Consider the following 14,642-nt stretch of genomic DNA (forward strand, 5'->3'; position numbering starts at 1 on the left):
CTATATCAAGAGGCTTTGTTTAATCCATTCTTCTTTTCACCCACTTTGGGTTCTGTGCCTTCAAACAGCCGCTTAATATTTTGGTGATGACGAAATACGATTAAGCAACACAACATCGCAACAGGGAGAGTGTATTGCGGCTTGACCATCCAAGTGTAGAAAGGGGCCAATAGCACCGTTACAATCGCAGCAAGTGAAGAGTAGCGAAACAGAACCGCCACCGTCAGCCAGGTCGCAATGATCATTCCTGTTAAATCTAAGCCGATCGGAGCAATTGCACCGAGCGCAGTTGCAACCCCTTTACCGCCTTTAAAATGAAAGAACAACGGGTACATATGGCCTAAACAGGCTGCGATAGCAATCACGCCTAAAATGACTGGCTCAATTCCCAGAAAGTATCCCCCCCAAACGGGAATCGTCCCTTTCAACATATCGCACAATAAAACGGAGACTGCGGCTTTTTTTCCACCAATACGCAAGACATTCGTTGCGCCTGGATTATTGGAGCCCACACCACGTGGATCAGGCAAGCGCAGAATACGGCAGATCAAAACAGCACTCGAGATCGAGCCTAGAAGGTAGGCGATAATGATCATAACCAGTGCTAATGGGGTCATAGTAGAGAACTCGTCTGAAACAGGTGTTAGTCAAGCAAGTAATTGATATGATACTGCGCCTGATACGCTCAAACTATCACGATAGAGTTTGAGATGGAAATAGTACGACTTTTTACCTCGCTTGGGTATCCGACCTCTAAGGAAGTAACACATGGATAAAGTATTTATCGAGCAACTGGAAGTAATCACCACAATTGGCGTTTACGATTGGGAACAAGAAATTAAGCAAAAGCTTGTGCTGGATATTGAAATGGCGCACGACAACCGACCTGCTGGCAAAAGCGATGATGTGGTTGATGCGTTGGATTATGCTCAAGTGAGTCAGGCGGTGCTTCAACATATCGAGGGTGGTTGCTTTCTACTGGTTGAGCGTGTAGCTGAAGAGATCGCTGAACTGATCATGGCTAAGTTTAATGTCCCATGGATTAAGATCCGTTTAACCAAGCCAGGGGCTGTTGCTCAAGCGAAAGGGGTAGGCGTGATTATCGAACGAGGTCACGCATGATTACTACTTATGTCGGGATTGGTTCAAACATTGGCCGGCATAAGCATATTGAAGCGGCCATTCGTGAGCTGAGAAACCTCGATCCTGAGTTACGTCTCTCGACCATCTATGAATGCGAAGCGGTTGGCTTTGATAGCCAACCGTTTTACAACCTTGTCGTAGAAATGAAAACCTCTTTAGATTTGGCAGATTTTTCACGACAACTGCGTGATATTGAGTTCAAATGGGGCCGCGCTGTCGATGCTGGAAAGTTTGAGCCGCGAACGGTAGACCTCGACATCATTCTTTATGGGTCGGTGGTGTCTCCCTGTCAACCAGAAGTGCCTCGTAGCGACATCGTAAAATATGCGTTTGTTCTGCAGCCGCTCTTGGAACTCAGTCCACAGTTGACAGTGCCTAATGATGGCCGAACCATCGAGCAAATCGCTCAGCAAAGCCAATTAACCACACCACTCACCCCAGTTCCCCTGTGGTTTCAATAACGAGTAAGAGAAAATAATGGGATATTTTGAAGCGTTTATCCTTGCTTTAATTCAAGGGCTTACCGAGTTTTTACCAATTTCGAGTTCCGCACACCTTATTTTGCCTTCCGCCATCCTCGGCTGGGAAGATCAAGGGTTAGCGTTTGATGTTGCTGTGCATGTCGGCACGTTGGCTGCGGTCATGATCTACTTCCGCAAAGAAGTCGTCTCTTTATTGACAGCGTTCTTTGCATCGATATTTAAGGGCGATCGCAGCAAAGAAGCGAAACTGGCTTGGATGATCATTATTGCCACGATTCCAGCGTGTATCTTCGGCTTGTTAATGAAAGACTTTATCGAGCTGTATTTACGCAGTGCGTGGGTGATTGCTACGACCACTATCGTGTTTGGTTTGTTGTTATGGTACGTCGACAAAAATTCAAAGCTGGCTGATGACGAATATCAAGCGGATTGGAAGAAAGCACTGTTTATTGGTGTTAGCCAAGCGTTGGCGATGATTCCAGGGACATCTCGTTCAGGCGCGACCATTACCGCTGCGCTGTATTTAGGTTTTACTCGTGAAGCAGCCGCACGTTTCTCGTTCTTGATGTCGATTCCTATCATTTTATTGGCTGGTAGTTATCTTGGCTTAAAGTTAGTGACAAGCGGCGAGCCAGTGCACTTTGGCTTTTTGATGACCGGTATCGTTACCTCATTCATTAGTGCTTACATTTGTATTCATTTCTTTCTAAAGATGATTTCACGCATGGGTATGACCCCATTTGTGATTTATCGATTGTTGCTTGGTCTAGGCCTTATTGCCTTCTTAAGTTTCAATTAAACAGTTAAGAATCAGCAAAATCTTATTGAAGACCACAGAGTCCAATCTCGCGCCATTAGCGACATTGTGATATATATGTGGTCTTTCTTTTTATCTCCTCATTGATTAATGCTATGCGAATTTTTGCACTGACCTTAACCTTAATTTTAGGCTGGCTACAATTTGAATTGTGGTTTGGAAAAAATGGAATTAGTGACTTTCAGGCGGTGAGTGCAGAAACCCAAGTTCAGCATCAAGTAAACGGTAATCTCCAAGTTCGAAACAATGAAATGTTTGCGGAAATTGATGACCTTAGACAAGGTCTTGATGCGATCGAAGAACGTGCTCGGCATGAGCTCGGCATGATCAAAGAGGGCGAAACTTTTTATCGTATTATTGGGGATGATAACTAAATGTCGCCACTATCTTCTGGGTCGATCGTCGCGATTGTCCCTGCCGCAGGTGTCGGCAGTCGTATGCAGGCTGATAGGCCTAAGCAGTACTTAGAAATTAACCAGAGTACGGTTTTAGAACATACGGTAGACAAGTTGCTGAGTCACCCTGCTATCGAGTGTGTGATTATTGCTGTCACTGACGGTGACCCATACTTTCCTCAATTGTCCTTAGCCAATCATGAAAGCGTTGTGCGTGTCTCTGGTGGTAAAGAACGCGCAGACTCTGTGCTTTCTGCATTACACTATGTAGAAAAGCACAATTTGGCTGAATGGGTTCTTGTGCATGATGCAGCTAGGCCATGTGTCGAACTGGCTGATATTGATGCGTTGATTCAACGCTCGTTAGAGAATCAGCTTGGCGGTATTTTGGCGGCACCGGTACGAGATACGATGAAACGAGCAAATCTAGATCAAGCGATTGATCATACCGTTGATAGGGAAGCATTGTGGCACGCACTAACCCCACAGATGTTTAAAGCTCAGATGCTAACGCAAGCTCTGTCTAGGGCACTAAAGCAAGGTGTAGCGATCACCGATGAAGCATCCGCTCTTGAGTGGATTGGGCGAAAGCCTGCTTTAGTTAAGGGCAGAGCAGATAATATAAAAATAACTCAACCAGAAGATCTGGCGTTGGCAGAGTTTTATCTAAATAGAAATAAAGGATAACTCATGATTCGAATTGGCCACGGCTTTGATGTCCACAAGTTTGGCGGTGAAGGCCCGGTAATCATTGGCGGTGTTTCTGTCCCGTATGAGCAAGGTTTGATTGCTCATTCTGATGGCGATGTTGCTTTGCATGCCCTTTGTGATGCGCTGCTTGGTGCTATCGCTGCGGGTGATATTGGTCGTCACTTTCCAGATACCGATGATAAATGGAAGGGGGCGAACAGCCGCGACTTATTGCGAGACGTATACCGCCGAGTGCGAGAGCAAGGCTATGTGTTGGGTAATGCCGATATCACTCTCATTGCACAGGCCCCTAAAATGGCCCCTCATATTGAGGCGATGTGCCAAACCATTGCTGAAGATCTTCAAACGGATTTAGGTAATGTAAACGTCAAAGCGACTACAACAGAACGACTGGGTTTTACTGGTCGTAAAGAAGGTATTGCAACAGAAGCTGTTGTCTTACTTGTAAAAGAATAATCAGTTGCAGGCCGAGCTTATTCGGGTGACGGCCACAGCATTGGAAAGAATATGTCTGACATTTTATCTTCATTGGCTTATCTAAATGGTAAGCCAAGTGCCAAAGGCAAACTAAAAGCGAGAGCTGAACACTTCAAAGTGAACGAGAACCTAGGTTTCGACTTTACTGGTACAGGTGAACACTTAATGGTTCGCATCCGTAAATCGGGGGAAAACACCAGCTTTGTGGCCAACGAATTAGCAAAAACGTGTGGTGTGAAATCTAAGGATGTCAGTTGGGCTGGTTTGAAAGATCGTCATGCGGTGACGGAGCAATGGCTCAGCGTGCATTTACCAAAAGGTGAGACGCCAGACTTTAGCCAGTTTTTAGCTCAATACCCAAGTATTGAAATTTTGGCGACAGACAGACACAACAAAAAACTGCGTCCGGGCGATCTTATTGGCAACCAGTTTGAGATTACACTGTCAGAAGTGACGGATGTGGATGATGTGTTGACACGACTTGAATCTGTGACCCAATCTGGTGTACCGAACTACTTTGGTAGCCAGCGATTTGGCAATCAAGGCAACAACCTTGATGAGGCTCGATGTTGGGGACGAGAGAATGTACGTACTCGCAATCAGAATAAACGTAGCTTGTACCTTTCAGCTGCACGCTCTTGGATCTTTAATACCATTTTGTCTGAGCGTATCGAGAAAGGCTTATTCAGTCAGGCGATGGTTGGTGACTTAGTCGAACTTGAAGGCCAAACCGAGCTTGTCAGCCAAGATGCATTGGAAGAAGTGAATACCGCTCTAGTAGAAAAACGTATGCAACTGACGGCAGCGATGGCGGGTGATAATGCGTTGCCCACTCAAGCGGATGCTTTAGCACTTGAGCAGCCTCATTTAGATGCGGAACCAGATCTTATGGCACTGATTCGAGGTAACCGCATGCGCCACGATCGCCGCAGTATCTCTCTGATGCCGCAAGATCTTTCTTGGAGTGTTGAGTCTGACAGTATTACGCTGAACTTCTCGTTAGATGCAGGCTGTTTCGCTACGGCAATTATCCGTGAGCTAATTGAAGAAATCGAAGTGGAGCGCCAATATTAATGAGTGATATGCGCCTTAAGATATTAATCAGCAATGATGATGGCGTGCATGCGCAAGGGATTCATACTTTGGCGGATGCCTTGCGAGATATTGCAGACGTGACGATTGTTGCTCCGGACCGCAACCGTTCTGGCGCATCCAATTCATTAACGCTTGAGCAGCCTCTTCGTGTCAATCAGATTGCTCCACAGATATATTCTGTGCAAGGTACACCGACTGATTGTGTTCATTTTGCATTGAATGAACTGATGAAAGATTCGCTTCCAGATTTGGTATTAACCGGCATTAACCATGGCGCTAACTTGGGTGACGATGTTTTATATTCCGGTACCGTTGCGGCGGCAATGGAAGGACATTTCCTAGGTGTTCAGTCCATTGCTTTCTCTTTAGTCGGAAAACATAACTTCGATGTTGCTGCGAACATTGCCCGTCAATTGGTGCAGCAGCATGCTCATTCTGCGATCCCGACCAATCGACTGCTTAATGTGAATATTCCAGATCTTTGTGAAGATGAGCTGAAAGGGACTCAAGTGACACGATTGGGTGCTCGTCATCACGCTGAAGCGATGATTAAGCAGAAAGATCCTCGTGGGCATGATATCTATTGGCTTGGTCCTCCGGGAAAAGAACAGGATGCCGGAGAGGGAACCGATTTTTATGCGATTGAACATGGATTCGTTTCCATCACACCACTTCAGGTTGATTTGACGGCACATGAGTCGATGCAAAGTATGAGTAACTGGTTAAAGGGTAGCTAGCATGGTCAATCCACATGCCGACAGATTAATCGATTTCTTAGTCCAAAATGGTATTCACGATCAACAGGTCTTGAACGCGATTTATCGTTTACCTCGCGAGCAGTTTGTCTCACAAGCCATGATTCACCAAGCGTACGACAACAATGCTCTACCTATTGGCCAAGGACAAACCATCTCTCAGCCCTACATTGTGGCTAAGATGACCGAAATGCTCGAACTTCAACGTAGTAGCTGTGTGCTAGAAGTTGGGACAGGTTCTGGGTATCAAACGGCAGTGCTCGCTCAGTTAGTTGATCATGTCTATTCAATTGAGCGCATTAAAGCGCTGCAATGGGAAGCGAAGCGTCGCCTTAAACAGTTAGATATATACAATGTGTCAACCAAGCATGGTGATGGTTGGCAAGGCTGGGCAGCTAAAGGACCATTCGACGCGATCATCGTGACTGCAGCGGCCGAATCTGTTCCATCTGCATTATTGGAACAACTCAAAGAAGGAGGGATCATGATCATCCCTGTTGGCGTTGAAGATCAGCAATTACTTAAAATTGTTCGTCATGGCGAAGAGTTTCACTCTCAAGTGATTGAAATGGTAAGATTCGTTCCTCTTGTTGCTGGTGATCTTGCGTAATAATGAAGTTTAGGCTTTCTTCTCTACTTGTTTTTGGTGTTTGCTGTGCTCTTGTTGGATGCGCTGCTCATTCTCCTGCGCCAGTTTCAGGGTTGAAGAAAGATTACAGCTCAGTATCACGGGGCAGTTATCGAGGTAGCTATTACCAAGTGGAAAAGGGCGATACCCTCTATTTTATCGCCTATGTCACAGACAAAGATGTAAGTGAGATCATTAGTTACAATGGCTTAACAACACCTTACACCATTTACCCAGGTCAAAAACTTAAACTCTGGCAACCCGCTTATAATGCGCCAGCTTATGGCGGCACTGGAGCCGGCGTTGCTGTCGCTGCCGTTACAACCCCTTCCTCTCCTAAACAAAGTTCGGTATCGAGCAAAAACTCTACTCAGGCGGTTAACTCTTCGAGTTCAAAAAGCAATCAACAAGTGGCGAAAAAACAACCGCCAAAGAAGGTTGATCAATCGAAATCAAAGGAGTATGTTGGTTCTACAGGTAAACAAAATGTTAACAAACCTGTTAATAAGACACCGTCAAATAACAATAAAATTTCCAAATGGTTATGGCCAACAAAAGGGAGAGTAATTAAAAACTTTTCTGCTGGAGACCAAGGGAACAAAGGCATTGATATCGCAGGGCAGCGAGGCCAATCCATCGTCTCTACAGCAACAGGCACCGTCGTATACTCAGGCAATGCGCTACGTGGTTACGGTAATCTCGTGATAATAAAACATAACGACAATTATCTCAGTGCATATGCTCATAACGACCGGTTGCTCGTCAGGGAAGGACAGAGTGTGAAAGCTGGTCAGAAGATCGCAACAATGGGCAGCTCAGGAGCGAGCAGTGTTCGCCTTCACTTTGAAATTCGCTATCAAGGTAAGTCAGTGAATCCAAAGCGCTACTTACCGTAAAATTTACTGTTAGGTAATATAGCGACATTAGACGTAGTAATGTCTTGCTAGCTCGCCAGGGGGAGGCGCTATGAGTATCAGCAATACAGCAACGAAAGTCGAAGAATTCGAAATCGATCAAGAGGTGGTTCAATCTTTCCAACGCGAAAGTAAAGCCAAGTCAAAACCCGTACAAGAAACCAAAGAAGAATTTGATGCATCAACGAAAAGTCTTGATGCAACCCAACTTTATTTGGGTGAAATTGGTTTCTCTCCATTACTCACCGCAGAAGAAGAAGTCCTGTACGCTCGCCGCGCCCTACGTGGTGATGAAGCGGCACGTAAGCGTATGATTGAAAGTAACCTGCGCTTAGTGGTGAAGATTTCACGCCGTTATAGCAATCGTGGTTTAGCGCTACTTGATCTCATCGAAGAAGGGAATTTAGGGTTAATCCGCGCAGTTGAAAAGTTCGACCCAGAGCGTGGCTTCCGATTCTCAACCTACGCAACATGGTGGATTCGTCAAACCATTGAACGTGCTTTGATGAACCAGACTCGTACGATTCGCTTACCGATTCATGTAGTGAAAGAACTGAATATCTATCTGCGTACGGCTCGTGAACTTTCGCAAAAGCTTGACCATGAGCCGACAGCGGAAGAGATTGCCACTCAGCTTGATAAGCCCGTTGATGATGTCAGCAAAATGCTGCGTCTGAATGAGCGTATTAGCTCGGTAGATACGCCAATTGGCGGTGATGGAGAAAAAGCACTTCTGGATATTATTCCTGATATCAACAACTCTGATCCGGAAGTCTCTACTCAGGATGATGATATTAAGAACTCGCTTATCCATTGGTTAGACGAGCTGAACCCGAAACAGAAAGAGGTGTTAGCTCGCCGATTTGGTTTACTGGGTTACGAACCATCAACGCTTGAAGAGGTAGGCCGAGAGATCAACCTGACTCGTGAACGTGTTCGCCAGATTCAAGTTGAAGGTCTACGCCGTCTAAGAGAGATCTTGATTAAACAAGGTCTCAATATGGAAAACCTGTTCAGCGTGACAGAAGAGTAATTCAATACTCAATAAAAAAGCCTCGTTAAACGAGGCTTTTTTGATCGTGCTATCTTTTGAGCTGCTCTATTCACTTTTACTTAAAGCAGGGAAGACTTTGACGAGCTTAATTCGGTTCTCTTCCAGCTCGACAATCTCCATAGGGTGACCAGAGACTTGGACGCTCAGGTGACTTTCTGGAATATCTTCTAAATGTTCGAGGATCAAACCGTTGAGTGTACGAGGCCCATCGGTTGGCAACATCCACTTCAGGCCTTTATTAATATCACGTATGTTGGCACTGCCTTCAATGAGGAAACTGCCATCACCCTGAGGGGTAATTTCTTCAGACAGGCTAGGTGCAATAGATGTAGTGAATTCACCGACGATCTCTTCCAAAATATCCTCAAGTGTCACGAGGCCAATAATGTCCCCATATTCATCCACGATGAGGCCAATACGCTGTTTATTGCGTTGGAATTTTAAAAGCTGAACATTAAGTGGTGTGCTTTCCGGAATAAAGTAGACTTCATCAGCGGCGCGCAGCAAGGTCTCTTTAGTGAACTCATTCTTCTCTAGCATCAAACGGTAGGATTCACGAAGGCGCAGCATACCGACAACTTCATCGATTTGGTCACGATAGAGCACGACACGGCCATGTGGTGAGTGAGTAAGCTGTCTAACAATCGACTTCCAATCGTCATTGATATCAATACCCGTAATTTCATTACGTGGCACCATGATGTCATTCACGGTGACGTGCTCTAAGTCTAGGATCGAAATCAACATGTCTTGGTGGCGTCTTGGAATCAGACTACCGGCTTCATTTACTACCGTTCTTAGCTCTTCTGAACTTAAGTGGTCATCACCGCCATGGTCGGCACGAATACCCAATAAACGAATAAAGCCATTGGTAATGAAATTCACTAACACCACTAGCGGCGAGAGCAACTTCATTAAGATGCTCAACACGATGCTACTCGCATAAGAGACACGCTCTGGATAAAGCGAGGCAAGGGTTTTAGGTGTCACTTCAGCAAAGACAAGCACCACCATGGTCAGAGCACCAGTGGCAATGGCCACTCCGAGATCGCCATAAAGACGCATGCCAAGAATGGTCGCAATAGCGGAGGCGAGAATGTTAACAAGGTTGTTGCCGATAAGAATAAGCCCAATTAAGCGGTCTGGGCGATCGAGTAGCTTTTCAACACGCTTAGCACCTTTGTGGCCATTATTAGCAAGGTGTTTTAAGCGGTAGCGGTTCAAAGACATCATCCCTGTCTCTGAGCCCGAAAAATATCCTGAAATGATGATAAGACACGCGAGTAGCGCAAATAAGATACCCGTAGATATGTCGTCCAAAGCTTATCTTTTCCTTGTGATGGTTTGGTTAATTTATGACCTAAAAGGCGGTTCAAGTCAATTTCAAAAATGGAATGAGATATTGTAAAGAAAAGGTGCACTTGATGCACCTTTCTCTATGAATTAGTTCAGAATGATTTCGCGTACAAAGCGACTGCCAAAATAGGCCAAGGTAAGCAGTGTTGCCCCTGCGACTGCAAACCAAGTGACTTTTCGGCCGCGCCAACCTTTTTGGTAGTGCCCCCAAAGTAAGACAGAGTAGACAAGCCAAGCAATAAAAGAGAGTAGTCCTTTATGCGCCTTACCTTGGGCAAACATATCTTGAACAAAGAAGAAGCCGGTAAGCAATGTGCCGGTCAGCAGTAATGTACCGATGAGAATAATATTGAACAGCTGACGCTCTACCATTAGAAGAGGTGGCAGATTAGGGTTGATCGCTAAGGCTTTCTTTGTTTTGAGTTTGTGATCAAGCCAAGCCAGTTGCAGTGCATACAAAGCGCCGATCGTCAGAGTCGAATACGAGAAAAGGGCTAAAGAAATATGAATCAGTAGCTTGGGGTCTTGCTCTAAGTGTGTAATGAAGGTGCTTGGAAGAAAAGCCGCAGCGAGTAAATTAATCGCAGAGAAGCTGTACACCACCGGCAACAAGAACCAAAGGCGAGTCTTTAGCATCGCTCCACTCATCACCATCGAGATAATAAAGCTGATTAGAGAGGCGACATTTAAAATGCTTAAGTTCTGCCCAGAAGAGCCTAAAATGAGGTCGCTGAGCAACCATGCATGAAAGGCCAGAGCAACAACGGCACTGACTAAAACAGTTTTAACGCGGATCCCTGTTTGATGAACAAGTCCCGGAATGATGGTTGCAATTGCTAACGAATAGAGTATTGCAGCAGCAACGGCGATTAAATTGTCCATTATTCTCGATGAGCTGGTGGATTTTTAACAAATTATACCCTGCATCAACGGCTTGAGCTATGACTTATCACTTTCAATTCGTCAGCATGAGATATCAAAAGTTATCTAGGCAGTGTCAAGCGGGGGTTGGCTAAGGTATACTCATAGTAATATTTCGCCAAAAGTGATGGGCGAGCCTACTTGCAAACCGTCTAGGTAAAGAGACAAAGATGTTTGAGAATTTAACGGATCGATTATCCAAAACGCTGAAAAACATCAGCGGTAAAGGTCGCCTGACCGAAGATAATATTAAAGAGACGTTGCGCGAAGTGCGCATGGCACTTCTTGAAGCTGACGTAGCGCTACCAGTTGTACGTGATTTTATTAAGCGTATTAAAGAGAGTGCAGTGGGTGTAGAGGTGTCTAAATCTCTTACTCCAGGACAAGAGTTCATTAAGATCGTTCAAGCGGAACTTGAAGCGGTTATGGGTGAGTCAAATGAAGCCCTAGACCTAGCCGCTCAACCGCCAGCTGTGATTTTGATGGCAGGCCTACAAGGTGCGGGTAAAACCACTTCGGTAGGTAAGCTATCTAAACTATTAACAGAGCGTGATAAAAAGAAAGTCCTTGTCGTTTCTGCCGACGTTTACCGCCCAGCGGCGATTAAACAGCTAGAAACGCTAGCTGCTGATGTTGGTGTCGATTTCTTCCCATCGACAGCTGATCAGAAGCCTATCGATATTGCTAACGCAGCGATTGACCACGCGAAGAAGAAATTCTACGACGTGCTTATTGTCGATACTGCGGGTCGCCTAGCGGTTGATGAGCAGATGATGGCGGAAATCCAACAGCTTCATAGTGCTATCAATCCTGTTGAGACCCTGTTCGTTGTTGATGCAATGACAGGTCAAGATGCAGCGAATACGGCAAAAGCGTTTGGTGACACACTGCCATTAACGGGTGTGGTTTTAACCAAGGTTGATGGTGATGCGCGTGGTGGTGCTGCACTGTCTGTTCGCCATATCACCGGCAAACCGATTAAGTTCTTAGGTGTTGGTGAAAAAACGGATGCACTAGAACCGTTCCACCCAGATCGTGTCGCTTCACGTATTCTTGGTATGGGTGACGTACTGTCACTGATCGAAGACCTTCAGCGTAATGTCGATACCGAAAAAGCAGAGAAACTGGCTAAGAAGTTCAAAGAGAAGAAAGGTTTTGACCTTGAAGACTTCCGTGAACAGCTAGGTCAAATGCAAAACATGGGCGGCATGATGGGCATGATGGATAAGCTGCCAGGCATGAGTAACTTACCGGACAACGTGAAAGACAAAGTTGACGACAAGATGTTCAAGCAGATGGAAGCGATCATCAATTCAATGACGATGAAAGAGCGTCAGCGCCCTGAGCTTATCAAAGGTTCTCGTAAGAAGCGTATCGCAGCAGGCTCTGGTACCCAAGTGCAAGATGTAAACCGTCTGCTTAAGCAGTTCACCCAAATGCAGAAGATGATGAAGAAAATGCAGAAAGGTGGCATGAAAGGCATGATGCGCAACATGCAAGGCATGATGGGCGGCGGCATGGGTGGAATGGGCGGCGGTGGTTTCAATCCATTTGGTCGTTAATTTCGCTCTGCGATAAAAATTTCAAGGTGTTAGCTAGGTCACAAACTTAGATTCAGTTTTATGTTGGTGAAAAAGTAGCTAAATGCCTTGCATTGCTCCGGAATAAGAGTAAAATTCCGGAGCTTTATTTTGGCACGGACCCCAAACTATTTATTGATTAAGTAGTCCTTGGGGTTAATTTTATTTTTGAGAAAGCAAAGAGGACGACATGGTAACCATTCGTTTGGCACGTCACGGCGCTAAAAAGCGTCCATTTTATCAAATCGTAGTAGCGGACAGCCGCAACGCTGCAACTGGCCGTTTCATCGAGAAAGTTGGTTTCTTTAACCCAACTGCTCAAGGTCAAGAAGAAGGTCTACGTCTAGACCTAGATCGCGTTAACCACTGGGTTGGTCAAGGCGCATCTCTATCTGACCGCGTAGCTAAGCTAGTTAAAGACGCTCAAAAAGCGGCTTAATTCTTACTTAATAGAAGATTAGCTTATGTCGATGAAAGGCAATGAAACGATGAGTGAAGACAAGATTGTTGTAGGTAAGTTTGGTGCTTCTTATGGCATTCGTGGCTGGCTTAAAGTTTTATCCTACACAGACAATGCTGAAAGCATATTTGATTACGCACCTTGGTACATTAATCAAGGTGGTCAGTGGGTTGAATACAAAGCTGAGAGCTGGAAGCGCCATAACAAAGGTTTGGTGGTAAAGCTTGAAGGTCTGGATGTGCGCGAAGATGCGCAATTACTGACAAACTTTGAAATTTCAATTAACCCTGCGGTATTACCAGAATTGCCATCAGACGAGTTCTATTGGCGTGATCTGATTGGAATGCAAGTAGTAACTGATAAAGGTTATGACCTCGGTATTGTTTCTGACATGCTAGAGACTGGCTCCAACGATGTTTTGGTCATTAAAGCAAATCTTAAAGATGCTTTCGGGCAAAAGGAACGATTAATTCCGTTCCTTGAAGAGCAAGTGATCAAAAATATTGATCGCGAAGCTCAACGGATCGAAGTTGACTGGGATCCTGGATTCTAAACTCCAAATATTCAGAGCGAGATAAACATGTGGGTTGGCGTTATTAGCCTATTTCCTGAAATGTTCCGTTCTGTTACTGACTTTGGAGTAACAGGTCAAGCGGTTAAAAAAGGTCTTTTGTCGATTGAGACTTGGAATCCTCGTGATTTCACGCACGACAAACATCGCACTGTAGATGACAGACCTTATGGTGGTGGCCCAGGTATGCTGATGATGGTACAGCCTTTGCGCGATGCTATTCAGACAGCTAAGCAAGCCTCACCAGGTAAGACGAAAGTCATTTACCTTTCTCCTCAAGGTCGCAAGCTCGACCAGCAAGGAGTGGAAGAGTTGGCAACAAACGAGAATTTACTTCTCATTTGTGGCCGCTATGAAGGGGTAGATGAGCGTATCATTCAATCTGAAGTTGACGAAGAATGGTCAATTGGAGATTTTGTGATGACGGGTGGGGAAATTCCAGCCATGACGTTAATTGACTCAGTGTCTCGGTTTATACCGGGTGTACTAGGAGATTTTGCGTCAGCAGAAGAAGACTCTTTTGCGAATGGCTTGTTAGATTGTCCACACTATACGCGTCCTGAAGTGTTAGACGGTAAAGAAGTGCCTGCGGTACTCAAGTCTGGCAACCACAAGGACATTCGTCACTGGCGACTCAAGCAGTCGTTAGGCCGTACTTGGCTTAGAAGACCAGAACTCCTGGAAAACCTAGCTCTGACTGACGAACAGGAACAATTACTGGCCGAATTTATCAAAGAGCACCGCTCTGATAAGAAGTAAGCAGTAACCTATTAAATTTAGTATCAGTTTATTCTAGGAATATTAAAAATGAGTAACATCATCAAGGCTCTTGAAGAAGAGCAAATGAAAAAAGACCTACCTAACTACGCACCTGGTGACACAGTTGTTGTTCAAGTTAAGGTAAAAGAAGGTGACCGTGAGCGTCTACAGGCTTTCGAAGGCGTTGTAATCGCAATCCGTAACCGTGGTCTACACTCTGCATTCACTGTACGTAAGATTTCTAACGGTGAAGGCGTAGAGCGTACGTTCCAAACTCACTCTCCAATGGTTGATAGCATCGAAGTTAAACGCCGTGGTGCAGTACGTCGTGCCAAGTTGTACTACCTACGTGAGCGTTCTGGTAAGTCAGCTCGTATCAAAGAGAAACTTGCTAAGAAGTAATGCTATAACTAGCGTTCTCATAGTATTAGCGGAGGCCCTTAGGCCTCCGCTTTTTTATGCGAAAAATTTGAAAGTTGCGCTTAAACATCCTGTCATTCCCTAGACTGACGTAGGAAGGAGTA

General features: G+C 45.2%; 19 protein-coding genes. 16 read left to right on the forward strand and 3 right to left on the reverse strand.

The features are described from left to right. Positions 1-5: 5 nt before the first annotated feature. Positions 6-617 (reverse strand): glycerol-3-phosphate 1-O-acyltransferase PlsY, encoded by a 612-nt coding sequence (gene plsY, locus EJ063_RS14005; RefSeq protein WP_126574966.1) that lies wholly within the window; start codon positions 615-617, stop codon positions 6-8. 151 nt (positions 618-768) lie between these two features. Here plsY and folB point away from each other — a divergent pair, with 151 nt between their 5' ends. The 11 genes from folB (at position 769) to rpoS (ending at position 8,450) form a co-directional block, all read left to right on the forward strand. After that, positions 769-1,122 carry a bifunctional dihydroneopterin aldolase/7,8-dihydroneopterin epimerase gene (folB, locus tag EJ063_RS14010; protein WP_126574968.1) on the forward strand — a complete coding sequence of 118 codons (354 nt, stop codon included), beginning with the start codon at positions 769-771 and terminating at the stop codon, positions 1,120-1,122. After that, positions 1,119-1,604, forward strand: coding sequence for a 2-amino-4-hydroxy-6-hydroxymethyldihydropteridine diphosphokinase (gene folK / locus EJ063_RS14015; RefSeq protein WP_126574971.1), 486 nt, complete (start codon positions 1,119-1,121; stop codon positions 1,602-1,604). Before folB ends, folK begins: the two co-directional genes overlap by 4 nt. A 16-nt stretch (positions 1,605-1,620) precedes the next feature. Then, the gene (locus tag EJ063_RS14020; RefSeq protein WP_126574973.1) at positions 1,621-2,424 is read left to right on the forward strand and encodes an undecaprenyl-diphosphate phosphatase; all 804 of its coding nucleotides are present in this window, start codon (positions 1,621-1,623) and stop codon (positions 2,422-2,424) included. Between the two features lie 113 nt (positions 2,425-2,537). Further along, complete coding sequence (gene ftsB / locus EJ063_RS14025) at positions 2,538-2,816, forward strand: cell division protein FtsB (RefSeq protein ID WP_126574975.1); 279 nt, start codon at positions 2,538-2,540, stop codon at positions 2,814-2,816. Next, positions 2,817-3,524 (forward strand): 2-C-methyl-D-erythritol 4-phosphate cytidylyltransferase, encoded by a 708-nt coding sequence (ispD, locus tag EJ063_RS14030; protein ID WP_126574977.1) that lies wholly within the window; start codon positions 2,817-2,819, stop codon positions 3,522-3,524. 3 nt (positions 3,525-3,527) lie between these two features. Then, on the forward strand, positions 3,528-4,004 hold the full coding sequence (ispF, locus tag EJ063_RS14035; protein ID WP_126574979.1) for a 2-C-methyl-D-erythritol 2,4-cyclodiphosphate synthase: 477 nt from the start codon (positions 3,528-3,530) through the stop codon (positions 4,002-4,004). Positions 4,005-4,055: 51 nt separating this feature from the next. After that, positions 4,056-5,099, forward strand: coding sequence for a tRNA pseudouridine(13) synthase TruD (gene truD, locus EJ063_RS14040; RefSeq protein WP_126574981.1), 1,044 nt, complete (start codon positions 4,056-4,058; stop codon positions 5,097-5,099). After that, the gene (gene surE / locus EJ063_RS14045; RefSeq protein WP_126574984.1) at positions 5,099-5,857 is read left to right on the forward strand and encodes a 5'/3'-nucleotidase SurE; all 759 of its coding nucleotides are present in this window, start codon (positions 5,099-5,101) and stop codon (positions 5,855-5,857) included. The genes truD and surE overlap by 1 nt, the downstream gene beginning before the upstream one ends. Position 5,858: 1 nt before the next feature. After that, complete coding sequence (locus EJ063_RS14050; protein ID WP_126574986.1) at positions 5,859-6,485, forward strand: protein-L-isoaspartate(D-aspartate) O-methyltransferase; 627 nt, start codon at positions 5,859-5,861, stop codon at positions 6,483-6,485. Between the two features lie 2 nt (positions 6,486-6,487). Then, complete coding sequence (gene nlpD, locus EJ063_RS14055; RefSeq protein ID WP_126574988.1) at positions 6,488-7,399, forward strand: murein hydrolase activator NlpD; 912 nt, start codon at positions 6,488-6,490, stop codon at positions 7,397-7,399. A gap of 70 nt (positions 7,400-7,469) precedes the next feature. Continuing rightward, on the forward strand, positions 7,470-8,450 hold the full coding sequence (gene rpoS / locus EJ063_RS14060; RefSeq protein WP_126574990.1) for an RNA polymerase sigma factor RpoS: 981 nt from the start codon (positions 7,470-7,472) through the stop codon (positions 8,448-8,450). Between the two features lie 66 nt (positions 8,451-8,516). Here the strand turns inward: rpoS and EJ063_RS14065 are convergent, their stop codons facing one another. Beyond that, positions 8,517-9,791, reverse strand: a complete 1,275-nt coding sequence (locus EJ063_RS14065; RefSeq protein ID WP_126574992.1) for an HlyC/CorC family transporter — start codon at positions 9,789-9,791, stop codon at positions 8,517-8,519. Positions 9,792-9,914: 123 nt separating this feature from the next. Further along, positions 9,915-10,709, reverse strand: coding sequence for a cytochrome C assembly family protein (locus EJ063_RS14070; RefSeq protein ID WP_126574994.1), 795 nt, complete (start codon positions 10,707-10,709; stop codon positions 9,915-9,917). A gap of 209 nt (positions 10,710-10,918) precedes the next feature. On the opposite strand from EJ063_RS14070, the gene ffh reads away from it, so the two are divergent. From ffh to rplS, 5 genes are all read left to right on the forward strand, one after another. Further along, on the forward strand, positions 10,919-12,310 hold the full coding sequence (gene ffh, locus EJ063_RS14075; RefSeq protein ID WP_126574995.1) for a signal recognition particle protein: 1,392 nt from the start codon (positions 10,919-10,921) through the stop codon (positions 12,308-12,310). Positions 12,311-12,518: 208 nt separating this feature from the next. Beyond that, a complete protein-coding gene (gene rpsP, locus EJ063_RS14080; RefSeq protein ID WP_004410028.1) occupies positions 12,519-12,767 on the forward strand; it encodes a 30S ribosomal protein S16 in 249 nt (82 codons plus the stop codon). A gap of 25 nt (positions 12,768-12,792) precedes the next feature. After that, positions 12,793-13,341, forward strand: a complete 549-nt coding sequence (gene rimM / locus EJ063_RS14085; protein ID WP_126574996.1) for a ribosome maturation factor RimM — start codon at positions 12,793-12,795, stop codon at positions 13,339-13,341. Between the two features lie 27 nt (positions 13,342-13,368). Continuing rightward, positions 13,369-14,118 (forward strand): tRNA (guanosine(37)-N1)-methyltransferase TrmD, encoded by a 750-nt coding sequence (gene trmD / locus EJ063_RS14090; RefSeq protein WP_126574997.1) that lies wholly within the window; start codon positions 13,369-13,371, stop codon positions 14,116-14,118. A 48-nt stretch (positions 14,119-14,166) separates the two neighbouring features. Further along, entirely contained in the window at positions 14,167-14,520 is a 354-nt protein-coding gene (gene rplS, locus EJ063_RS14095; protein WP_004410033.1) for a 50S ribosomal protein L19, read from the forward strand. Positions 14,521-14,642 lie beyond the last annotated feature (122 nt).

Origin of the sequence: Vibrio aquaticus, from assembly GCF_003970385.1 — a bacterium.
Taxonomy (GTDB): Bacteria; Pseudomonadota; Gammaproteobacteria; order Enterobacterales; family Vibrionaceae; genus Vibrio; species Vibrio aquaticus.

Excerpts from the sequence above, each read along its gene's own strand:
- plsY (WP_126574966.1), bottom strand. The coding sequence starts at position 617 with ATGACCCCATTAGCACTGGTTATGATCATTATCGCCTACCTTCTAGGC.
- folB (WP_126574968.1), top strand. The coding sequence starts at position 769 with ATGGATAAAGTATTTATCGAGCAACTGGAAGTAATCACCACAATTGGC.
- folK (WP_126574971.1), top strand. The coding sequence starts at position 1,119 with ATGATTACTACTTATGTCGGGATTGGTTCAAACATTGGCCGGCATAAG.
- EJ063_RS14020 (WP_126574973.1), top strand. The coding sequence starts at position 1,621 with ATGGGATATTTTGAAGCGTTTATCCTTGCTTTAATTCAAGGGCTTACC.
- ftsB (WP_126574975.1), top strand. The coding sequence starts at position 2,538 with ATGCGAATTTTTGCACTGACCTTAACCTTAATTTTAGGCTGGCTACAA.
- ispD (WP_126574977.1), top strand. The coding sequence starts at position 2,817 with ATGTCGCCACTATCTTCTGGGTCGATCGTCGCGATTGTCCCTGCCGCA.
- ispF (WP_126574979.1), top strand. The coding sequence starts at position 3,528 with ATGATTCGAATTGGCCACGGCTTTGATGTCCACAAGTTTGGCGGTGAA.
- truD (WP_126574981.1), top strand. The coding sequence starts at position 4,056 with ATGTCTGACATTTTATCTTCATTGGCTTATCTAAATGGTAAGCCAAGT.
- surE (WP_126574984.1), top strand. The coding sequence starts at position 5,099 with ATGAGTGATATGCGCCTTAAGATATTAATCAGCAATGATGATGGCGTG.
- EJ063_RS14050 (WP_126574986.1), top strand. The coding sequence starts at position 5,859 with ATGGTCAATCCACATGCCGACAGATTAATCGATTTCTTAGTCCAAAAT.
- nlpD (WP_126574988.1), top strand. The coding sequence starts at position 6,488 with ATGAAGTTTAGGCTTTCTTCTCTACTTGTTTTTGGTGTTTGCTGTGCT.
- rpoS (WP_126574990.1), top strand. The coding sequence starts at position 7,470 with ATGAGTATCAGCAATACAGCAACGAAAGTCGAAGAATTCGAAATCGAT.
- EJ063_RS14070 (WP_126574994.1), bottom strand. The coding sequence starts at position 10,709 with ATGGACAATTTAATCGCCGTTGCTGCTGCAATACTCTATTCGTTAGCA.
- ffh (WP_126574995.1), top strand. The coding sequence starts at position 10,919 with ATGTTTGAGAATTTAACGGATCGATTATCCAAAACGCTGAAAAACATC.
- rpsP (WP_004410028.1), top strand. The coding sequence starts at position 12,519 with ATGGTAACCATTCGTTTGGCACGTCACGGCGCTAAAAAGCGTCCATTT.
- rimM (WP_126574996.1), top strand. The coding sequence starts at position 12,793 with ATGTCGATGAAAGGCAATGAAACGATGAGTGAAGACAAGATTGTTGTA.
- trmD (WP_126574997.1), top strand. The coding sequence starts at position 13,369 with ATGTGGGTTGGCGTTATTAGCCTATTTCCTGAAATGTTCCGTTCTGTT.
- rplS (WP_004410033.1), top strand. The coding sequence starts at position 14,167 with ATGAGTAACATCATCAAGGCTCTTGAAGAAGAGCAAATGAAAAAAGAC.